The sequence below is a fragment of the Methylococcus geothermalis genome, assembly GCF_012769535.1.
Lineage (GTDB): Bacteria > Pseudomonadota > Gammaproteobacteria > Methylococcales > Methylococcaceae > Methylococcus > Methylococcus geothermalis.
Window position 1 is genome coordinate 1,622,521 of record NZ_CP046565.1, and the last position, 19,227, is coordinate 1,641,747.

A 19,227-nucleotide genomic window follows, 5' to 3' on the forward strand; every position below is an offset into this window, starting at 1 on the left:
GAAGGCGCCTTTTTTCTTTTGAATTATCTCGTCGACGACAAACCATGTGCGGAATTGCCGGGCTCGTCCTGAAAGGGCGGAGCGTCCATGAACACATGCTCGAGCCGATGATCGATCGGCTGGCGCATCGAGGGCCGGACGGTCACGGGGTCCTGACCGACGGCGCATTCGGGCTGGCCCATACCCGGCTGTCGATCATCGACCTCAGCGGCGGCCGCCAACCCATTTGCAGTGAGGACGGCAAGCTCGCCGTGGTCGCCAACGGCGAAATCTACAACTACGTCGAACTCCGCGAGGCGCTGGAGCGGGAAGGGCGCCGCTTCGCCACCCATTCCGACAGCGAAACCATCCCGCACGCTTACGCGCTCGATCCGGAGGGGTTCGCCGAACGCCTCCACGGCATGTTCGCATTCGCGCTGTACGACGGAGTGCGCCGGCGATTGGTGCTGGGACGCGACCGCCTGGGCATCAAGCCCTTGTTCTACGCGCTGCTGCCCGACCGGCTGGTGTTCGCTTCCGAGCTGAAGGCGATCCTGCCGTTGCTGCCGAACGCTCCGGCCATCGATGCCGGGGCGTTTTCCCAGTTCCTGCACACGCACTGCTCGACCGGCGAAGAGACCCTGTTTTCCGGCATCCGCCGTCTGGGGCCGGGCGAGATCCTCGAGGTCGACGCCGAGCTGAACCTCCGCAAGCGCCGATACTGGACGCCGCTCTGCGTGAGGTCGCGGGCGCTGGACTTCGCTGAAGCCGAAGCCGAATTCGAGGGGTTGTTCGAGCAGGTGATGAAGGAGCACGTCCGCTCCGACGTGCCCTATGGCCTGTTTCTCTCCGGCGGCAACGATTCGGCGATTCTGCTGGCGATGCTCAGCCGCTTGCAAGCGCAGCCGGTCCGCACCTTTTCCATCGGTTACGTCGATGCGGCGATGAAGGACGAACTGGGGGATGCTGAGCGGATCGCCCAGGTGTTCGGCAGTCGGCACACGTCGATCCGTCTGCGCCGCGAGGACCTGTTCCGGCGGATTCCCCACACGGTGTGGGCTGCCGACGACCTGATGCGGGACTACGCGAGCTTCCCGACCTCGGCGCTGTCCGAGGCCGCGGCGAAGGAACTCAAGGTGGTGTTCACCGGCGAAGGCGGCGACGAGGCGTTCGGCGGCTACCGCCGCTACCGGCAGCCCCGGCTGGTCTGGCTGGCGAAGAATCTCCTGGCGCCGGGTACCGGCGGCTTCCGCACCCGCAGCGAATGGTGGCGCAAGCGTTCGCAGCGCTTGTTCGGGCCGGCGCTGGCGGCCGAGCGGAGGAATTTCCGGGCGCCCTATCTGAAAGCCTGGAGCGAGGCGCCGGCATCCTGGAGCCATCTGCAGCATTGCCAGTACACCGACCTGGTCACCGACTTGCCGGACAGCCTGCTGGTCAAGGTGGACCGGATGATGATGGGCTTCGGCCTGGAAGGGCGGGTGCCTTTCCTCGACCATCGGGTCGTCGAATTCGGCCTGGGGTTGCCCGACGCGCTCAAGACCGACGGCGAACAGCCCAAGATCTTCCTGCGCCGCTGGGCCGAGCGCCATGTCCCTAAGGAGCATCTCTACACCAAGAAGCGCGGCTTCACCGTGCCGGTGCGCGAATGGCTGGGCGGCGAGGTGCTGGACCGGCTGGAAAGCAAGCTTTCAGCCAATCCGGCCGTGCGCGAATGGTTCGATGTCCGCCAGTTCCCGGCCCTGTTCCAGGCCCAACGCAAGAAGGGCAATGCCGGAAGGGAAATCTTCTGCCTGATGCAGTTCGCCATCTGGCACCGGCTGTTTGTCGAGCAGCCGGGGCTCAAGCCGTCGCCGGACGAAGATCCGCTCGACTGGATCAGTTGAACGCGGCGTGTTTGTCCGCCAGCAGCTCCCGGTAGACCGCCAGATTGCCTTCGACCATGCCGTCGACCGAGAACTCGCGGTCGATCAGCGCCTGTCCGCGCTCGCCCATGTCCCGCGCGAGTTCCGGATCGTCGAGCAGGCGGCGGATGGCGGTTGCCAGGGCCACGGCGTCGCCCGGCGGGACCAGCAGGCCGTTCTCGCCTTCGCGCACGGCTTCGGGAATCCCTCCGGCGCGCGAAGCCACGATGGGGACGCCGGCCGCGGCGGCCTGCAGCAGCGAAATGCCCAGCCCTTCGCGCAAGGCCGGATGCACCACCAGGTCCAGGCAGGGCAGGATGCGCGGCAGATCGTCCCGGAAGCCGGGGAAATGGACGCGATCCGCCAGGCCGAGGCGGCGTACGGTTTCGATCAGGGAGGATTCCAGCGGACCCTTGCCGAAGACGAGGACGTGGAGGCCGGGGTACCGTTCGGCCAGTTCGGGGAGGGCTTCGAGCAGGAAGCGGTGGCCCTTGCGCTCGATGAGCTGGGCGACCACGCCGATCGCCGTACAATTCTCGGGCAGCCCGAATTCGGCGCGGAACCAGGCGCGGTCCCCGGCCCGGCGGAAGGGTTCGGGATCTATTGCGCTACGCACGCAGCGCAGCTTGGACGCGGGCATGCCTTCCGAGGCCAGTACCTGCCCGATGCCTTCGGAAATCGCGACCACACGGTCATGAAGACGGTATTTCACGGCGACGGCCCATCGCATCTCGGGATTGTCCTGGCGCCTGGAATGCACCACCGGCACGCCGGCCAGACGGGCGGCGATGCCGCCCATGACATCCGCCCCGATCCGGCTGTGCAGGTGCACGAGGTCGGGTCGGACCTGCCCGATGATCCGGTACAGCCGGCCGATGAGGCGGAAATCGAGGTCGCCCGCCATCGGGATGGCGCGCACCTCGGCATGGGCGGCGGCCTCCCGGGCGAGTTCGCTGCCGGCCGGGCAGACCAGCACGTTGTCGATCCCGCGCCGCTTGAGCCCTTCCAGCAGATACAGCACCTGGCGGGCGCCGCCGTAGAGGTTTCTGCCGCCCTCGACGTGCAGCACCTTCATCGGCGGTTCTCCGGTATGGCCAGGCCGAAGGCTTCGGCATCGGGCGGCTGGGCGGCTATAATCCCGCCGTTTGGGGCCAGGGAACGAACCGGAGGGATGCGATACGCGCAGGGCATGATCGTGAGGTTCTCCTAAGAGGCCATCAAAAGAACCTGGAAGTTTACACCAAGGCATGGGGGACCGGGCCTCGCGGCGCCGGGCCACGGCTCCAATCCGCAGCAGATACCACATCACATGAACAAGCAGACCAGCCCGGCGCTCAGGGACGATTTCCTGGTTTTCGGCGCGCCCGCCATTTCCCGCGCGGAGATCGACGAAGTCGTCGCCTGCCTCGAATCCGGGTGGATCGGGACGGGGCCGCGGGTGGCCCGGTTCGAGTCGGATTTCGCCCGCTACAAGGGCGTGCCGGAGCAGCGCGTCGCCGCCGTGAATTCCTGCACCGCGGCCCTGCACCTGAGCCTCCTGGCGCTGGGCCTGGCGCCGGGGGACGAGGTCATCACCACGCCGCTGACCTTCTGTGCCACCGTCAACGCCATTCTTCACGCCGGGCTCAAGCCGGTGCTGGCGGACGTCGATCCGGCGACGATGAACCTCGATCCGCAGGCGGTGGAAGCCGTCGTCGGCGAGCGGACGCGGGCCATCCTGCCGGTGCATTTCGCCGGTCATCCCTGCGACATGGCCGCCCTGGGCGAAATCGCCGCCCGCCATGGCCTGCGCATGGTCGAGGATTGCGCCCACGCCATCGAAACCGAATTCCGCGGGCGTCCCGCCGGCGGTTTCGGCGATTTCGCCTGCTTCAGCTTCTACGTGACCAAGAACGTCGTCACCGGCGAAGGCGGCATGGTGATCGGCAAGGACGCCGACAGCGTCGGCCGGGTCAGGACCCTGGCGCTGCACGGCATGAGCCGGGACGCCTGGAAGCGTTTCGGCGACGAGGGATTCAAGCATTACCAGGTTGTCGAATGCGGATTCAAGTACAACATGATGGATCTGCAGGCGGCGCTCGGCATCCACCAACTCGCCCGGGTTGAGGAGAGCTGGCGCCGCCGCCGCGAGATCTGGGCGCGCTACCAGGAGGCCTTCGCCGACCTGCCGGTGACCCGGCCGGCCGAGGCTGCGCCGGATTGCCGCCACGCCTACCACCTGTACACGCTGCTGATCGACGAAAAGGAAACCGGCGTGAGCCGCGATGCCTTCCTGGATGCGATGACGGCGCGCAGGGTCGGGGTCGGCGTCCATTACCTCAGCCTGCCGGAGCACCCGTACTACCGCGAGGCGCTGGGCTGGCGGCCGGAGGACTTTCCCCACGCGCAGCGTATCGGCCGTCAGACCGTGAGCCTGCCGCTGTCGCCCGGCTTGAGCGACAGCGACGTCGCCTACGTCGTCGACGCCGTCCGCGCCCTCGTATCGCGCTGATCGCCCAATTCTTTTGCCCGGAACCATGACAGAAAAGCCGCTCAAAGTCCTTCATTACTCGCCGGTCTGGCTGCCGCTGACCGAAACCTGGCTGTACAGCCAAGTCCGCCACCTGCCGGCCTCGATCGAAAACCACATCGTCTGCCGCAGCGTCAAGAACCTGCACCAGTTCGAGGCGCCCAACATCCATTGCCTCAAGCGGGAAAGCCCTGCTGGCTATCTGCTGCACCGAGCCCTGTTCCTGGCGGGATTCCGGGAAGGATTCGGCTTTTTCGACAAGGTCGCCGCCCGCATCCGGCCCGACCTCGTCCATTCCCATTTCGGCAACAACGGCTGGACCGTGCACCAGGCCGTGCGGCGCTTAGGCGTGCCCCATGTCGTAACCTTCTATGGCCAGGACGTGTCGCGGATGCCGGCGGTCCATCCCGTCTGGCGAGAGCGCTACCGGGAGATGTTCGCCGACGAGGGGACGTTCTATCTATGCGAGGGCCACGCCATGGCCAAGGCCCTGGCCGGCCTTGGCTGCCCGGCGGAACGCATCCAAGTGCAGCATCTCGGCGTACCGGTGGAGACGATCCGCTACCAGCCCAGGGCCTGGACGCCGGGTACGCCGTTGAAGGTGCTGATCGCCGCGAGCTTCCACGAACGCAAGGGCATTCCCTATGCCCTGGAAGCCCTGGCCCGGCTGAATCGCGAGGTGCCGGTGGAAATCACGGTGATCGGCGATGCCGGCGCCTCGGAGGAAAGCCGGGAGGAAAAGCGGAATATCCTGGAGGTGATCGAGCGGATGGATCTCGGACCGGTCACGCGGATGCTGGGGTTCCAGCCGCACGAGGTGTTCTGGCGCGAAGCCTACGCCCACCACATCTTTCTCTCGCCCAGCGTGACCGGGCGCGACGGCGATACCGAAGGCGGCGCGCCGGTCGCCATCATCGAACTGGCGGCGAGCGGCATGCCCATCGTCAGCACGCACCATTGCGACATCCCCGAAATCGTGCTGGACGGCGAGACTGGCTGGCTGGCCGAGGAGCGCGACGTGGAAGGGCTGCTGGACTGCCTGCGCCAGTGTCTCGCCGCGGCGTCGGAATGGGATGGCATCCTCGGCGCGGGAAGGCGGCGCATCGAGACGGAATATGACGCGGCTATACAAGGGCGGCGTCTGGCGGCGATTTATCGGCAGCTTATTGGCGCGGGATGGTGAAGTTCTGGACGGTAATCATCCGGCCGCTCTACGGCTCCAGTCCTCCTCACCGGCAACGCCGCCGAACAGCAACTGCGGCATGGTGGCCGCGCGAAACGACTTCGCCCAGGTTCCCTGCCGCACCGTGGCCGGCGTTCAATGAACCAGGCTTCTGAGGTGAAGCTGACATGGAAAGCATCGTTGACAGCCTCCTCCCCTCATCGATCCATTGCTCGCGCCCGGTTCGCGCCTGGACCATCATCTGATCGAGCGGGCACTGAAACAGGTCGGCGAGTGATGACGGGACTGAAACCCTGGGATCTTCCCGTCCGAGGCTGCGGATTCAGGAGAAATTCAGCGCTAGGCCCGCTCCCCGCAGGTATTCGGCTTCCTGTTCCAGGTCGGCGATGGTGAGGGGGTGGTCGTTGAGCCAGCCTTCGGGAAAGCGCAAGGCGATCGCATTGCCGCGGCGCTCCAGCGTCGTGTCCGGCGGGACGTTGTGGCGGCTGCGGTTGAGGACCACGGCGAGCCGCAGTATCACCGCGAGGGCTGTTCCGGCCTCGTTCCAGGGCGCGGGTAGCTCGCGGAACAGCTTGGCCTGGAACTTTCGCCGGTGGGCGCGGATCAGCGCGGCCAGGATGTTCTGCTCGTGGCGTGAGAATCCCGCCAGATCGGCGTTGGCGGCGATGTAGGCGCCGTGTTTCTGGTATTGGCTGTGGGCGATGTCGAGGCCGATTTCATGCAGTTCCGCCGCCCAGTCCAGCCAGAGCCGGGCGACATCGCGGTCGATGGTGCCGGTCCAGGGCCATTGTTCCAACAGATGGCGGGCGGTGTCGCGCACCCGGCCGGCATGGGCGGCGTCGACGTGGTAGCGCGCAGCCAGGGCCGATACGCTGCGGCTGCGGACGTCGTCGTCGAACAGACGGCCCAGCAGATCGTACAGCAGCCCCTCGCGCAGGGCGCCGTCCGCGACTTTCATGAGGGGGATGCGCAGCACGTTGAAGGCGGCATGGACGATTGCCACCCCGCCAACGATGATGGGCCGGCGCTCCGGGCTGAGTTCGGGAAGCGTCAGGCGGTCGACGTGACCTGCCGCAAGCATCGCATCCGCCACGCGGTTCAGTCCTTCCGCGGTGATGCCGTCCCGGCTCCAGCCCGCGGCCTGGATGATGCGCTGGACCACGCGCAGGGTGCCGGACGAGCCGACCGCTTCGTCCCAGCGGTCGCGGTTGAAGACATGCTCGATCGGTTCGAGTTCCTGTTCGGCGTGGAGGACCGCGCGCCGGAAGCGCTTGGGCGTGATCTTGCCGTCTCCGAAATGGGCGAGGCTCATGGAGACGCAGCCCAGGCGCAGGCTTTCCTTGTCGCGCGGGGTGTTGTCCACGCCGATGATGAATTCGGTGCTGCCGCCGCCGATGTCCATGACCATTCGGCGCCGGCCGTTGGCGGCCAAGCTGTTGGCGACGCCCAGATAGGTCAGCCGGGCTTCCTCGATGCCGGAAATGATCTCGATCGGATGGCCCAGGGCCTGTTCCGCCATGATGAGGAATGCCTGGGCGTTGCGGGCGGCCCGGAGCGTATTGGTGCCCACGGCGCGGACGGTGCCGGGCGGCATGTCGCGTACCCGCTGGCCGAAGCGTTCCAGGCATTCCAGCGCGCGCAGCTGGGCTTCCGGACTCAGATTGCGCGCCGGCGTGAGGCCGGCGGCCAGCCGGACCATTTCGCGCAGGCGGTCGACCACGATCAGCTCGCTGCCGCGAAGGCTGGCGACGATCATGTGGAAGCTGTTGGAGCCGAGGTCGATGGCGGCGACGAGTTCCGGCGGGCTTCGGCGGCCTTGCGGGCTGGCATGCGCCGCGGAGGAGCCGGACGGTGGGTTCTGATACAATGGCAGGCCTTGAGTGTGAGGAGGGATGCCTCCATTGTAATCAATCGAGCCGTTAAATTTCCGTGACGCCGGCCCTCTCGATCTGCAATCTCCGCAAGACCTACCGCAACGGACACGAGGCTCTCAAAGGCATCGACCTGGACGTGGCGGCGGGGGACTTCTTCGCCCTGCTGGGCCCGAACGGCGCCGGCAAGTCCACCACCATCGGCATCCTGAGTTCCCTGGTGACCAAGAGCTCGGGTACGGTGCGCATCTTCGGCCACGATCTCGACCGCGAGCGGGAGGCTGCCAAGCGCTGCCTGGGGCTGGTGCCGCAGGAAGTCAATTTCAACCAGTTCGAGAAAGTCATCGACATCGTGGTCAACCAGGCGGGATATTACGGTATCCCCCGCCGCGAAGCCCTGACCCGCGCCGACGAGTGCATCACCCAACTCGGCCTCTGGGACAAGCGCAATACCGTTTCCCGCCAGCTTTCGGGCGGCATGAAGCGGCGCTTGATGATCGCCCGCGCGCTGGTGCACCGGCCGCGGCTGCTGATCCTCGATGAGCCGACGGCCGGGGTCGACATCGAGATCCGCCGGTCGATGTGGGCCTTGCTGCGCCGCATCAACCGGGAAGGCACGACCATCATCCTGACCACCCACTACCTGGAAGAGGCCGAAAACCTCTGCCGCCACATCGCCATCATCAATCACGGGCGGATCGTGGAGCACAGCGACATGGCCAGTCTGCTGGCGAAGCTGGAGGCGAACGCTTTCATCCTGGAGCTGCGCCATGCCGTGTCCGCGTTGCCGGAGGTTCCCGGCTACCGGCTGGAACTACGGGGCGACCGCAGCGTCCTGGCCACGGTGCCGACGGAACTGGGGGTTCATGGCCTGTTCGACGCGCTCGGCCGGGCCGGCATCGAGGTGGCGAGCCTGCGCAACGCGACGAACCGGCTGGAACAGTTGTTCGTGGACATGCTCGAGACTTCCGAAGACGATATTTGACCCGAGATGAAATACCGCGTCGCACTGCAGACCATCTTGTTCAAGGAAATCTACCGGTTCCTGCGGATCTGGCCGCAGACGGTGCTGCCGCCCGCGGTGACCACCGGCTTGTACTTCCTGATCTTCGGCACGGTGGTCGGAGGGCGAATCGGCGAGATGGGCGGATTCCGTTACATCGACTACATCGTGCCCGGGGTGGTCCTGATGTCGGTGATCACCAACTCTTACATGAACGTGGTGTCCTCGTTCTATTCCACCAAGTTCCAGCACAACATCGAGGAACTGCTGGTGGCACCGGTGCCCGAGGGGGTCATCCTGGCGGGCTATGTCGGCGGCGGCGTGGTGCGGGGGCTGGTGGTCGGCGGCGTGGTACTGGCGATCTCGGCGTTGTTCGCCGATTTCCGCCCGGTGCACCCCTGGGCGGTGGCGGCCATGTTCGTGCTGACCGCGACCTTGTTTTCGCTGGCGGGTTTCCTGAACGCGGTGTTCGCCAACAGCTTCGACGATATTTCCATCGTGCCGAATTTCGTGCTCACGCCGCTGGTCTACCTGGGCGGCGTGTTCTACTCGATCGAACTGCTGCCGGCATTCTGGCGGGAGGCCTCGCGCTTCAACCCCATCCTGTACATGATCAATGCCTTCCGCTACGGCTTCCTGGGGATTTCCGACGTGCCGGTGGCGCTGGCCTTCGCCATGGTCGGGATAGTCATCCTGGGCTTGACGCTGGCGGCGCTGATCCTGTTGCGGCGGGGAACGGGCCTCAAGGCTTGAGACATTGGTCGCCTCTGGCGATCCGTTTCAGCGCGGCGGTGTCGAGGATCTGGACGTTGCGGCTGTTGATGGTGATGATTTTCTGGATGGCGAACTGGCTGAGAATGCGGCTGACGGTTTCCAGCGCCATCCCCAAGTATTCGCCGATCTCCTGCCGGGTCAGGCTCAGACGGAATTCGGTGCCGGAAAATCCGCGCTGTTGCAGGCGTTCGGACAGATCGGCGAGGAAGGCGGCGACGCGTGCCTCGGCCGGCCGCTTGGCGAGCAGGGCCAGGTCGGTGGCGCTGTCGATGCTCTTGCCCGCATGCCGGAACAGTTCGCGCAGGAGTTTGGGCACCTCCCGGCACAGGGAGTCCAGCTGGGCGGCCGGCAGCTCGCAATAGCTGAAGGTTTCCAGCGCGATGGCGGAGCACTGGTGGATGTCCGTGGAGAGGCCGTCGAATCCGAGCAATTCGCCCGGCAGCAGGAATGCGGAGACGAATTCCTCGCCCCGTCGGTCCTGGGCGATCAGCTTGGCGGTGCCGGCCTTGATCGCGATGATGCCGCGGAATGAATCGCCGCGCCGGTAGAGGTATTCACCGCGTGCCAGGGTCTTTCTGCGCCCGACGATGTTGGCGATTCGGTCGACGTCTTCCTGGGCGAGGCCGCGCGGTATGCAGAGCGAGTTGAGGCTGCAATTGGTGCAGGTGACGCGGAGTTTTTGGGAGATGTTGGGCTGGTGTTCCATGTCGGATCAGGCTGGTCCCGGCCGTTTCCTCATCCTTGGGAAGCACGAGCACGCACTTTGCAGGACGCCGGCGGAAAAAAGCAAAAGGATAACATCCGGAAGCCGCCTAGGGACGGCTTCCGGCAAGGATATTTTCCAGATTTTCAGAAATCGTGCTGGAGGATGGACAGAGTGCGGCGGCAAAGTTCCCGGCCGTAGTCGGTCCATAGCCCCTGGCCCCAATAGCGGTAGCAGCTCGTCTGCGCGGTCAGCAGATGGAACAGGGCCTTGCGGTAGCGCGGTTCGGCGGGGCTCACTCCGGCTTCGATGGCCTTGGCGTTGAACGCCACGCTGGCTTCCTCCATCGGGCCGAGCACGTTTTCGTAGCCGCGCACCCACGAGATGTCGTTGGTCCAGCTGCCACCTTCCATGTGGAAGCGGTGGTCTTCCTTCTTCAATGCCTCGATGGTTTGGGCCAGCTTCTCCGGCCCGTCGCCTGGCTGGAAGCGGTCCCAGATCTTCTTCTGGTGGATGGGCTGGAGTTCGGGCAAATCGGATTCCTTGATGCCGAGGCCGAACAGGAATTCGAGGTATTCGGTGGCGTTCATCAGCGGGGTGTCGCTGCCGCTGGCTTCGCGCACCACTTCCAGGAACTTGGGCGGAAATTCGTTCATCATGACGCCGCCGTTCTCGCCATCGGCGATCTGGGTCACCAGCGGCGGCACTCTGCGTCCGGCGAGTTCCCAGCGCGACAGGCTTTTCGCTTCGTAATAGGGCTGCATCTGCGCGACCAGCTTGGTGTCGCTGCCCTGGGTCTTGACGATGGCGATGATGGCGACGCTCTCGCCGGCGGAATTGCGGCAGACGAGCCGATGAGGCAGGTGTTTCAGTTCCGGTCCCCAGCCATTTTCCGGCCGTTCCACCGTGTGTTCCTGTACGAGCAGCCACAGATAGCCGCAATCCTTGAGAGTCTTGATGTATGCGTAGGCGACGTCGGGATGGTTGGGGAGAGCCATCTCCGACGGCGAGAAGCCGCGCACCCTTTCCAGGGCTTCGCTGCCGAAGATGCCGGCGAAATGCTGCTGCCAGGCCTTGACGTGCAACCGGAAGTCCTGGCTCGGCGTCGAAGGCGCGACGGCATGCCCCCAGGGGCAGCCCAGCCACTCGACGGCGCGGCGGTATTCCGGATGGCAGGTGATGGTCTTCAGGGCGTCGAAGACGTCGTCCAGGCCCATCTTGCGCAGGCCGTGGAACAGCGTGCCGGAGTATTCCAGCATCACCCGCGGCTCTTTGCCTTCCTGCATGAGCTGCGGGATGAACTCGCCCATGCGCTTGTAGCACCAGTGGAATACCGGCGCGTTGTGATTGTCGCCGATGTGCTGGTTTTCCATCATGTACTGGAGGTTGCTGATGATCTCGGCGCTGGCGAGGTCACCGCCGCCGGCGGGGATGAGCGGCTGATGCATGTGGAGGGCGATGGCGCAGGCGCTGCGGATTTGGTCGAAGGCGATGGGGCTGGACGGTTTGAAGACCTCCGCCGGGCGGTGCTTCAGCAACTCGTCGATCCAGCTCTCATTGCCACAGATATTGGGCAGGCCGTCCACATATTCCGCTATCTCAGTCATGAACAACTCCTCGATGGGGTTCGGGCGAACACTAAGAACATCTCGCAATGATACACAAGGGATTGCGTCGGTATGGTGTCCATCCGCCGGTTATTGGGGCGCTTCCGGTTGACGCCGAGTTTCCGGGGTTGGGCCGCCGGGCCGGCGTTCCTGTGGCGGGCGGGCGGCAAGATGACGCGCCAGGGCGGCGCGGGCTTCCGCCAGGTCGGCGCGGGCACGGACGACCCAATCCTCGCCCCAGTAAAAATTGCAGCTCGTTTCCGCCCGCAGCAGGTGCCAGAGCGCCGTATCCAGCTCGCAGTGGGCCGGCTGCGCTCCGGCCCGATCGAGTTCGGCGTGCAAGGCATCGCTCAGGGCCTGGAGTTCGGCCAGCCCGGCTTTCTGCTCTTCCGAGCCGGTCCATTGGGTGAAGTCGCGGCCGTGGTGCCAGCCGGTGTTCCAGGCGCCGGTCCTGACCTTGACCTCGCCGAACACCCCGTAGCGATCCAGATAATCGTGGATGAAGGCCGGCTGGATGTCGCCGCCCTTGCGCGCCGCTGCCAGCAGCGGCTGGTAGAACGCCCCCCAGAAGTTGGCCTCGTGGGTGGTATTGCGGAACCAGCCGCCGTTCTCGCCATCGGTGCAGGTGGTGACCAGCGGCTCGAAATTGCACCACCGGGTGCGCTCCTTCAGCTCGTTCTCGAACCAGCCCGGCTCCATGCCGGATTCCTGGGCGTCCGACAGGTCGCGGTCGCGCACGATGACGATGATTTCCATGCTGCCGTGGCGGGCGATGTGGGGGCGGTAGCGGATTTCCTGCCAGGCCATGGGCGTGACCGGCTCCACGTGTTCGCTGTCCACGATCACGTAGCGGTAGCCGCATTTCCGCAGCAGGGGGATCAGCTCCATGGAAAAACCCATCTCCGGCGGCCAGAAGCCGTTGAAGCGCTGGCGCCAGAATAAGTGGCCGGCGATGCCTTGCCAGCGCTTCAGGTGTTCGAGCCGGTCGCGCTCGGGAATCAGCGGCAGCACCGGGTGGTAATAGCCCGTGCCGAGGATGTCGATGATGGACTGGTTCTGCCAGTGCCAGAGCAGCGAGCCGCAGTCGACGATGCCGTAGACCCGTTCCTGGAAGCCCGGGCTGGCGAGGGTTTCCAGCAGGGTGCCCGACACCGACAGATGCACCCGGCCGACGTCGGAATAGTCCCACAGTGAGCGGGCGATGCGGTCGTAGGCGAACAGGATTTCCTTGGCTTCCCAGTCCTGATGGTCGAGCAGGTGTTCCAGGTTGCCGGGAGGCTGGTGCAGGTTCAGCACCAGGGCATGGTGGATGGTCATCGTCGCTGGACTCCAGATGGCGTCATGGTGGTCGGGGGGTAAGCGGTAAGGTGGTGGCGCGTTCGATCTGGCAGAGTATTTGCTCGATAGTGTTTGAGACGTCCGCGCCGCTGGCGCCCGGCACGCCGCGGCCCCGGTTTCCCTGGGCGGCAGCGCGGTCCGGCGGGGCGGAACCGTTGTCCGGAACCTTACAACCGATTCGACATTGCACGATGTACCGACGCATATCCACACGCGAAGCGCGCGAAGTGATCGCGACGAAAGCGCCGTTGCTGCTCGACCTCCGGGATGCCGGCGCCTACCGCCACGGCCACATTCCCGGAGCGCTGCTGTTTTCCGACCTCAATCCCCTGGAACTGCGCAGGACCGTGCCGCGCGATCGGCCCCTGCTGGTGTACTGTTACCACGGCATCTCCAGTCAGGACGTCGCCCAGATGTTCGCCGACTTCGGTTTCGGCGAAGTATACAGCCTGGACGGCGGTTTCGAGGCATGGCATGGCGACACCGGGGTCGCCGAGGCCGAAGACCCGGCCGGTCCCTTGGCCGGCTGGCTGCGTGAGCAGGGATTCGAGGCCGGCGAGCCGAATCGTCAGGCCAGAGGGGGATGGCCCCTGATCAAAGCTTGCCAAATGGGGCGGGCCGATATCGTCGAAGCGCTCGTCGCCGCCGGGGCGGACCTGAGCGTGACCGACGCGTACGGTAACGACGCTCTCTGGGCGGCGTGTTACAGCGAAAATCTTCCGACCCTCGCGGTCTTGCTGGACGCGGGCATCGATCCGGACCGCCGCAATCCATCCGGTGCGACGGCGCTGATTTTCGCCGCCTCGTCCGGGAGGACCGAAGTGGTCTCGTTCCTGCTCGATCGCGGCGCCGATCCCGGTCTCCGGACCGAGGACGATTTCACCGCCCTCGACCTGGCGGCGAATGCCGAGATTTTGAACCTATTGCGGCGCGCGGGAGGGCGCGACGGCCATGCCTGAGCCTGCCTCCGGGAATGCCATGGCAGCCGGGACGGATGCCGGTACCGCCTTGGCGCCGGACTGCCGCGCCTGCGAATTCGAAAAAGACCTGCTGGCAGGCGGCCGCTGCCATCCGGGCGAGGCCTGCATCCAGCTCCAGAACAGCCGGCGGATCGATGGGTTCCTGAAGCGCAACCCGGGACTTGCCGAGCGTTATCTCCACGATGCCCAGTGGGAGCGCCGCGCCGTCGCCGCCCGCTATGCACCGCAGAGCGCACTCAAGCCACTCCTGCTCGACGACGATGAGGCGGTGCGGCGCACCGTGGCCTACCGCGTGCCCGTGTCCTGGCTGGATGCCCTGATACATGACCTCGACCGTGAAGTCCGGATCACCGTGGCCGACCGCCTGCCGGCGGCGCGGCTCGAAGCGATGGTGCAGGATTCGGATTACCTGGTGCGGGTCTACGTGGCGCGGCGGCTGCCCGCGGGCAGGCTGTTCCGCATGATCGCCGATCCGGATGAACAGGTGCGCAAGGAAGTGGCGCGGCGGCTGCCGCCGCAAAGCCTCGCCCTGATGGCCTACGACGAAAATCTCCAGGTCCGCCAGATCGTCGCCGAGCGGATGGACCCGGAAAGCGCGACGCTGCTGCTGCGCGACAGGGAATGGCTGATACGCTACCTGGCCGCGGTCAAGGCGCCGCCGGAAGCCTTGCGGGACCTGCTCGACGATCCGGTGGAGGAGGTGCGCGAAGTGGCCCGGGCGCGGCTTGCCGGCATTTGAGCGTTCATCGCAGAAACGCTGCACTCACCGGCGATCCAGCCGGAATGCCGGGTTCCAGGCCCGGAATGCCGACGTTTTGGATGTGCATGGCGTTGCCGCCTTCCTCGTAGCGCGGCAGCTTGCCGTCCACCCGCCAGAGCCGGAAGGCGAGGGCCGAACTCAGCACCCGGATCGGATAATCGCGCGGCAGGTTCTGCAAATAGGGCTGGATGGTGACGAAGTCGCGGGCACCGTATTGGCTCATGATCGACTGCAGGCCGCCATTCCTGGGGCCGATGTTGTAGGCCAGCAGCGCGAGGAACAGGTCGCCGTGCATATCGGCCAGGTAGTGCCGGAAAGTGGCCGCGCCGACGTAGGCGTTGTGGCGTGGGTTGGCCAGGTCCAGCTTGGCGGCGTCCAGCCGCTTCCGGGCGGCTTCCATGGCGGATGCCGGCGCCGCGGTGATCTGGAACAGGCCGCGTCCGCCGTCCTTGCTGTCGCGGGGGAGAAACGAGGATTCGGCGGAGGCCACGCCGAGAAGGATCTCCGTGTCGACGTCGAAGCTCGCCGCGGCCTCCTGGACCGCCGGCCAGAAGTTCCGGCTCCGTTCTATCAGCCGTTGGAGATCGGCCAGGTTGGAGCGCCGGTAGGCCGCGAACACTTGGTGGGCGAGGGTGACGCGTTCGGCTTCTTCCTTGCCGCCGACCAGGGTCCGCAGACTGCCGAGTTCATGCCGGAATTGCTCGCGGGAGGCATGGGTGCCAGCGCCTATGGCGATGAGGACGGCCAGGATGGCAGGCAGGATTTCGGTCTTCCCGGCGAGCCAGGGCCGGATAAGGAACCAGAACCGGAGCACCAAGGCGTGCAGGAGGGCCAGAGCAAGCACCGTCGCCGCGAAGGGCAGCAGGTGTGCCCAGAACCCGGTTCCGGAAAACCAGTCCGCCGAATGGCCCAGGACGGCGATGATCGCAACCAGAGCGGAGGCTGTCAGCGCGCCTGTCTCGGTGCAGATCATGGCCGTGCGCTTCCAGGCCGGGACGCTCTTCTTTTTCTTCCTGCGGCGCCTCGGCTTGGATTGCCGTTTTGGCCTGGGCTTGGGGGCGGGCTTATCCGGCGCTTTCGGGGCGGAATCTTGTTCCATCGGCGGAGGCTGCATCTGATCCGGGGCTGGCGGCTGCATGGAATTTCCGGACGAAGGATATTACAGTCAGGCCACGCCGACACGCCAGCCATCCGCTGGCCGATGAATTAGAATGCCCGGCTTGGCCCCAGGCGGTGGGGCGTAATCACGGACATCCTTCGGCCATGCATCAGCGATTTCATCTTTCCCCGGCGATCTTCATCGGCCTCGCCCTGCTGTCGGGCTGCGCTTCGGACCCGCCCGCCCGGCGCGGTGCCGTTATAAGCGGCGGCGCCGGGTCCCAGCCGATAGCTGGGGAGGTGCCTCGCGCCAAAGCGCTCGAATCGGCGGTGCAGCCGAAGGGCGGGTATTCGGCGCTGAGGGTGTCGGGCGATTATGCCGGCTATCCGGCGCTCGACCGGTTCATCGCCAGGATGGCGCAGCAGCACGGCTTTCCCCGCGACTATCTGAACGGTCTGTTTTCCCAGGCGCAGCGCAAGACTTGGACGATCGACTATATGCGCAAGGAATCCAAGCCCGGGCCGCCCAGTCCGGGCGGATGGTCCAGGTATCGGGCCCAGTTCCTGGACAAGCTGCATGTTTCCCGCGGCGTCGAGTTCTGGCGCCGGCATGCCGGTACCTTGCGGCGGGCCAGCGAGCACTACGGGGTACCGCCCGAATATATCCTCGGCATCATGGGGGTGGAGACTGCCTACGGGGCCAATCTGGGCGGCCATCGAGTGCTCGACGCATTGACGACCCTGGCGTTCGATTCGCCGCGCCGCGCCGATTATTTCGCTGACGAGCTGGAGAAATTCCTGCTGATGGCAAGGCAGGAGCGGATCGATCCGACGCTGCCCAAAGGGTCTTTCGCCGGTGCCATGGGGCTGGGGCAGTTCATGCCGAGCAGTTTCCTGAACTGGGCGGTGGACTTCGACGGCGACGGCAGGAAAGATCTCTGGCAGCCGGCGGATGCCATAGGCAGCATCGCCAACTACTTCGCCGCGCACGGCTGGCGGAGCGGGGATGGCGTTGTCATGCCGGCAGTGCTGAAGGTTGCGGGAGCCAACGAGCTCGAAACCGGCTACGACACCCGCTATTCGGTGGCTGAACTTGCCCGCTACGGGATCGTGCCCGCACGAACTCTGGCCGCGGACACGCCTGTCAGTCTGCTGCGCCTGCGCGCGGAAGGGGGGGACGAATATTGGCTGGGTCTGCCGAATTTCTATGCCATCACCCGCTACAACAACAGCACCTACTATGCCATGGCCGTGCACGAACTGGCACAGGCGATCAAGGCGCGGTATGAGTAGCCGGCTCGTCGGAGGCGCCTGAGTCCTTACCGTCTTTCTTGCCAGCGGGTGTGTCGGTGAGCGAGGAGGGAGTCGGATGCAAGAGGGCTTCCAGCTCACGGGTGCGGGATTCGCACTCCGGTACGACGTCCGCCAGCTTCAGGATGGTGGAAAAGCTCGCATGGCGCTGCTCGGCCTCGGCGGCGACGATTTCGTTCAAAGGATCGCAGGTCCGGATCATGTCCGTTTCGGCCTCCTCCAGATCGTCTGCATCGATGTCTCCGGTCCCCATGGAAGTTTCCTCGGAGGTGATCAGCTCGTTCAGTATCCGGTTATGGTGGCGGAAAACATGTTCGACATAGACGGCGAATTCCTTTTCGTTCATGGTGACGTCACTGCCTTCCGGTGTGCGGGTCCTGATGGTTGAGCAGCCGGCGAGGATGATCCCGGTGAACAGCGCGATACTGACGATACCCGTATGATGCCGCATAGATCGTAAGTCGGTCGTCCGGTTGTTTTTTTATCCTGGGGGTTCCGCAGGCCGCACCTAGGGTTTTCGAGCGGCTGTCCGATGGGGAGGGGAGCCTTGACTCATGAGGGCACACTTTAGCGCAATGGCGAAGCTTGCGGTACGGGGGTGTCAATCGATCACCATCGGAACGAAGGGTGTTGGCGACAAGTCGGTTTCTGTTGTAATTGAGCAAATATAGAGCACGATCGCATCAATTTGGTGCGGTCATGAGCGGCTCACGATGCCGTCAGCCGTTCCAAGCTTATGTTCGCCGGGTTCGTTTGGAGTGGCATATTCCATGCTTCGGCTCTGGTGAAGGGTAGCGATCCAAAGATAACGCTGCCTAATTCACATAGGAGACGATGATGATTCAAACGGCCAAGCTGAAACCGCTGGTGTTCGGGATGCTGGCGACACTTTCCATCGGGGGGGAAGCGAAAGACTTCGCTGAAACGACGGGGTTGCTGGACTGGGCGACCGACGGCGCCAATGTGCAGCCTTTCGAAGACTGGGGCGTCAAGTGGGGTGGCTGGATCGATACGGGGATATCGACGAACTTCAACAACAGCAAATGGAACGGTCCGGTATCGTTTGGCGACCGCTCGGCTGAATTGCAGATGAACCAGCTGTACGTCTACTTGGAACGGGCGGTGGCCACCTCGGGAGACGACTGGGACTTCGGCGGCCGCTTCGACTTCATGTACGGTACCGATGCAGGCTATACCCAAACCTACGGCGCCCCCCAGGGCAACTGGGACCTGCACCTGAACGCCAGCAACATCAAGTATTACCGGACCGCATTGCCTCAGGCCTACGCTTCGATCTACGCGCCCATAGGCAACGGTCTTACCCTCAAGCTCGGCCACTTCTACACCATCATCGGCTATGAAGTCGTCACCGCGCCAGACAACTTCTTCTATTCGCACGCCTACACCATGCAGTACGGCGAGCCCTTCACCCACACCGGCCTCCTGGGCAGCTATCCGATCGATTCCAACTGGACTCTGACCGGCGGTGTGGTCACCGGCAGCGTGGTCGGTGGCTGGGACGGCGGCTTCAACCAGGGCTTAGGCGCCTGGTCCGGCATCGGCGGCATCGGCTGGGCCAGCGACGACCAGGGCACCAAGGTCAACATCACCGGCACCACCGGTCCGACCTCCGAGACCAACTCCAACCAGTGGAGCATCTACAGCCTGGTGATCCAGCACGACTTCACGGAAGACCTGCACTACGTCTTCCAGCATGATCATGGCTTCGCCGATGGCGCTTCCGTGGGGGCCAACGGCAAGCCGCAGGACGCCACCTGGTACGGCATCAACAACTACATCTTCTACGACCTGATGGACGACCTGTCGGTCGGTCTCCGCGGCGAATGGTTCCGCGACGACGATGCCGTCGTCTCCTCCGACCCGACCGGCGCCAACTTCGGCCGCGTCTTCTCGATCGGCCGCCAGGTCGGCGGTGTCGGACTGGGTTCGTTCCTGCCGGCATCGAGCTACTACGCGTTCACCCTGGGCCTGAACTGGAAGCCGTCGAAGTGGCTGATGGTGCGTCCCAATCTGCGTTACGATTGGGCGGACGGTTCGAGGCCGTTCAACAACGGCGGCGCATCGGTGGGCTATGCCGGGGACAGGGGCGACCAGATCCTGTTTTCGACGGACGTGGTCATCAGCTTCTGACCCGATCTTGCAGGGGTCGGTTCTTTGAGGAGATTGTCGAGATGAGAAATGATTTGATT

General features: G+C 65.0%; 16 protein-coding genes. 9 read left to right on the forward strand and 7 right to left on the reverse strand.

Annotation, left to right across the window (positions count from 1 at the left end):
* The first annotated feature begins 44 nt into the window (after nt 1-44).
* Entirely contained in the window at nt 45-1,862 is a 1,818-nt protein-coding gene (asnB, locus tag GNH96_RS07885) for an asparagine synthase (glutamine-hydrolyzing) (RefSeq protein ID WP_169603177.1), read from the forward strand.
* Here asnB and GNH96_RS07890 read toward each other — a convergent pair.
* Nucleotides 1,855-2,955 (reverse strand): glycosyltransferase, encoded by a 1,101-nt coding sequence (locus GNH96_RS07890; RefSeq protein ID WP_169603178.1) that lies wholly within the window; start codon nt 2,953-2,955, stop codon nt 1,855-1,857. The genes asnB and GNH96_RS07890 overlap by 8 nt on opposite strands.
* 234 nt (nt 2,956-3,189) lie before the next feature.
* Here GNH96_RS07890 and GNH96_RS07895 point away from each other — a divergent pair, with 234 nt between their 5' ends.
* The gene (locus GNH96_RS07895; protein ID WP_169603179.1) at nt 3,190-4,371 is read left to right on the forward strand and encodes a DegT/DnrJ/EryC1/StrS family aminotransferase; all 1,182 of its coding nucleotides are present in this window, start codon (nt 3,190-3,192) and stop codon (nt 4,369-4,371) included.
* A gap of 25 nt (nt 4,372-4,396) precedes the next feature.
* Entirely contained in the window at nt 4,397-5,572 is a 1,176-nt protein-coding gene (locus tag GNH96_RS07900; protein WP_169603180.1) for a glycosyltransferase, read from the forward strand.
* Nucleotides 5,573-5,894: 322 nt separating this feature from the next.
* Here GNH96_RS07900 and ppx read toward each other — a convergent pair whose 3' ends face one another.
* On the reverse strand, nt 5,895-7,439 hold the full coding sequence (gene ppx, locus GNH96_RS07905; protein ID WP_169603181.1) for an exopolyphosphatase: 1,545 nt from the start codon (nt 7,437-7,439) through the stop codon (nt 5,895-5,897).
* A gap of 62 nt (nt 7,440-7,501) precedes the next feature.
* Here ppx and GNH96_RS07910 point away from each other — a divergent pair, with 62 nt between their 5' ends.
* Both GNH96_RS07910 and GNH96_RS07915 read left to right on the forward strand, forming a co-directional pair.
* Entirely contained in the window at nt 7,502-8,428 is a 927-nt protein-coding gene (locus GNH96_RS07910) for an ABC transporter ATP-binding protein (RefSeq protein ID WP_169603182.1), read from the forward strand.
* A gap of 6 nt (nt 8,429-8,434) precedes the next feature.
* On the forward strand, nt 8,435-9,199 hold the full coding sequence (locus GNH96_RS07915; RefSeq protein ID WP_169603183.1) for an ABC transporter permease: 765 nt from the start codon (nt 8,435-8,437) through the stop codon (nt 9,197-9,199).
* Here GNH96_RS07915 and GNH96_RS07920 read toward each other — a convergent pair.
* The 3 genes from GNH96_RS07920 to GNH96_RS07930 all read right to left on the reverse strand — a co-directional run bounded on the left by GNH96_RS07920 (nt 9,189) and on the right by GNH96_RS07930 (nt 12,847).
* Nucleotides 9,189-9,926 (reverse strand): helix-turn-helix domain-containing protein, encoded by a 738-nt coding sequence (locus GNH96_RS07920; RefSeq protein WP_169603184.1) that lies wholly within the window; start codon nt 9,924-9,926, stop codon nt 9,189-9,191. The genes GNH96_RS07915 and GNH96_RS07920 overlap by 11 nt on opposite strands.
* Before the next feature lie 143 nt (nt 9,927-10,069).
* Complete coding sequence (locus GNH96_RS07925; RefSeq protein WP_169603185.1) at nt 10,070-11,530, reverse strand: glycosyl hydrolase family 57; 1,461 nt, start codon at nt 11,528-11,530, stop codon at nt 10,070-10,072.
* A gap of 90 nt (nt 11,531-11,620) precedes the next feature.
* Nucleotides 11,621-12,847: a polysaccharide deacetylase family protein gene (locus GNH96_RS07930; protein WP_169603186.1), complete on the reverse strand. Its 1,227-nt coding sequence runs from the start codon at nt 12,845-12,847 to the stop codon at nt 11,621-11,623.
* Nucleotides 12,848-13,095: 248 nt separating this feature from the next.
* Here GNH96_RS07930 and GNH96_RS07935 point away from each other — a divergent pair, with 248 nt between their 5' ends.
* Entirely contained in the window at nt 13,096-13,827 is a 732-nt protein-coding gene (locus GNH96_RS07935; RefSeq protein ID WP_267313393.1) for an ankyrin repeat domain-containing protein, read from the forward strand.
* A gap of 19 nt (nt 13,828-13,846) precedes the next feature.
* Nucleotides 13,847-14,587, forward strand: a complete 741-nt coding sequence (locus GNH96_RS07940) for a 4Fe4S-binding leucine-rich repeat protein (protein ID WP_228720069.1) — start codon at nt 13,847-13,849, stop codon at nt 14,585-14,587.
* A gap of 4 nt (nt 14,588-14,591) precedes the next feature.
* Here the strand turns inward: GNH96_RS07940 and GNH96_RS07945 are convergent, their stop codons facing one another.
* A complete protein-coding gene (locus GNH96_RS07945; protein ID WP_228720070.1) occupies nt 14,592-15,746 on the reverse strand; it encodes a transglycosylase SLT domain-containing protein in 1,155 nt (384 codons plus the stop codon).
* A gap of 125 nt (nt 15,747-15,871) precedes the next feature.
* Between GNH96_RS07945 and mltB the strand changes: the two genes are divergently transcribed.
* Nucleotides 15,872-16,999, forward strand: a complete 1,128-nt coding sequence (gene mltB / locus GNH96_RS07950; RefSeq protein WP_169603189.1) for a lytic murein transglycosylase B — start codon at nt 15,872-15,874, stop codon at nt 16,997-16,999.
* Here the strand turns inward: mltB and GNH96_RS16020 are convergent.
* Nucleotides 16,980-17,468, reverse strand: a complete 489-nt coding sequence (locus GNH96_RS16020) for a hypothetical protein (protein WP_228720071.1) — start codon at nt 17,466-17,468, stop codon at nt 16,980-16,982. The two genes, mltB and GNH96_RS16020, sit on opposite strands and share 20 nt — an antisense overlap.
* Nucleotides 17,469-17,851: 383 nt before the next feature.
* Here GNH96_RS16020 and GNH96_RS07960 point away from each other — a divergent pair, with 383 nt between their 5' ends.
* Nucleotides 17,852-19,168 (forward strand): porin, encoded by a 1,317-nt coding sequence (locus GNH96_RS07960; RefSeq protein ID WP_228720072.1) that lies wholly within the window; start codon nt 17,852-17,854, stop codon nt 19,166-19,168.
* Nucleotides 19,169-19,227 lie beyond the last annotated feature (59 nt).

What these genes read in the sequence shown, in the direction of transcription:
- mltB (WP_169603189.1), top strand. Translation starts at nt 15,872, where the DNA reads ATGCATCAGCGATTTCATCTTTCCCCGGCGATCTTCATCGGCCTCGCC.
- GNH96_RS07930 (WP_169603186.1), bottom strand. Translation starts at nt 12,847, where the DNA reads ATGACCATCCACCATGCCCTGGTGCTGAACCTGCACCAGCCTCCCGGC.
- GNH96_RS07895 (WP_169603179.1), top strand. Translation starts at nt 3,190, where the DNA reads ATGAACAAGCAGACCAGCCCGGCGCTCAGGGACGATTTCCTGGTTTTC.
- GNH96_RS07925 (WP_169603185.1), bottom strand. Translation starts at nt 11,530, where the DNA reads ATGACTGAGATAGCGGAATATGTGGACGGCCTGCCCAATATCTGTGGC.
- GNH96_RS07890 (WP_169603178.1), bottom strand. Translation starts at nt 2,955, where the DNA reads ATGAAGGTGCTGCACGTCGAGGGCGGCAGAAACCTCTACGGCGGCGCC.
- GNH96_RS07960 (WP_228720072.1), top strand. Translation starts at nt 17,852, where the DNA reads ATGATGATTCAAACGGCCAAGCTGAAACCGCTGGTGTTCGGGATGCTG.
- asnB (WP_169603177.1), top strand. Translation starts at nt 45, where the DNA reads ATGTGCGGAATTGCCGGGCTCGTCCTGAAAGGGCGGAGCGTCCATGAA.
- GNH96_RS07945 (WP_228720070.1), bottom strand. Translation starts at nt 15,746, where the DNA reads ATGCAGCCGCCAGCCCCGGATCAGATGCAGCCTCCGCCGATGGAACAA.
- GNH96_RS07920 (WP_169603184.1), bottom strand. Translation starts at nt 9,926, where the DNA reads ATGGAACACCAGCCCAACATCTCCCAAAAACTCCGCGTCACCTGCACC.
- GNH96_RS07940 (WP_228720069.1), top strand. Translation starts at nt 13,847, where the DNA reads ATGGCAGCCGGGACGGATGCCGGTACCGCCTTGGCGCCGGACTGCCGC.
- GNH96_RS07900 (WP_169603180.1), top strand. Translation starts at nt 4,397, where the DNA reads ATGACAGAAAAGCCGCTCAAAGTCCTTCATTACTCGCCGGTCTGGCTG.
- GNH96_RS07915 (WP_169603183.1), top strand. Translation starts at nt 8,435, where the DNA reads ATGAAATACCGCGTCGCACTGCAGACCATCTTGTTCAAGGAAATCTAC.
- GNH96_RS16020 (WP_228720071.1), bottom strand. Translation starts at nt 17,468, where the DNA reads ATGCGGCATCATACGGGTATCGTCAGTATCGCGCTGTTCACCGGGATC.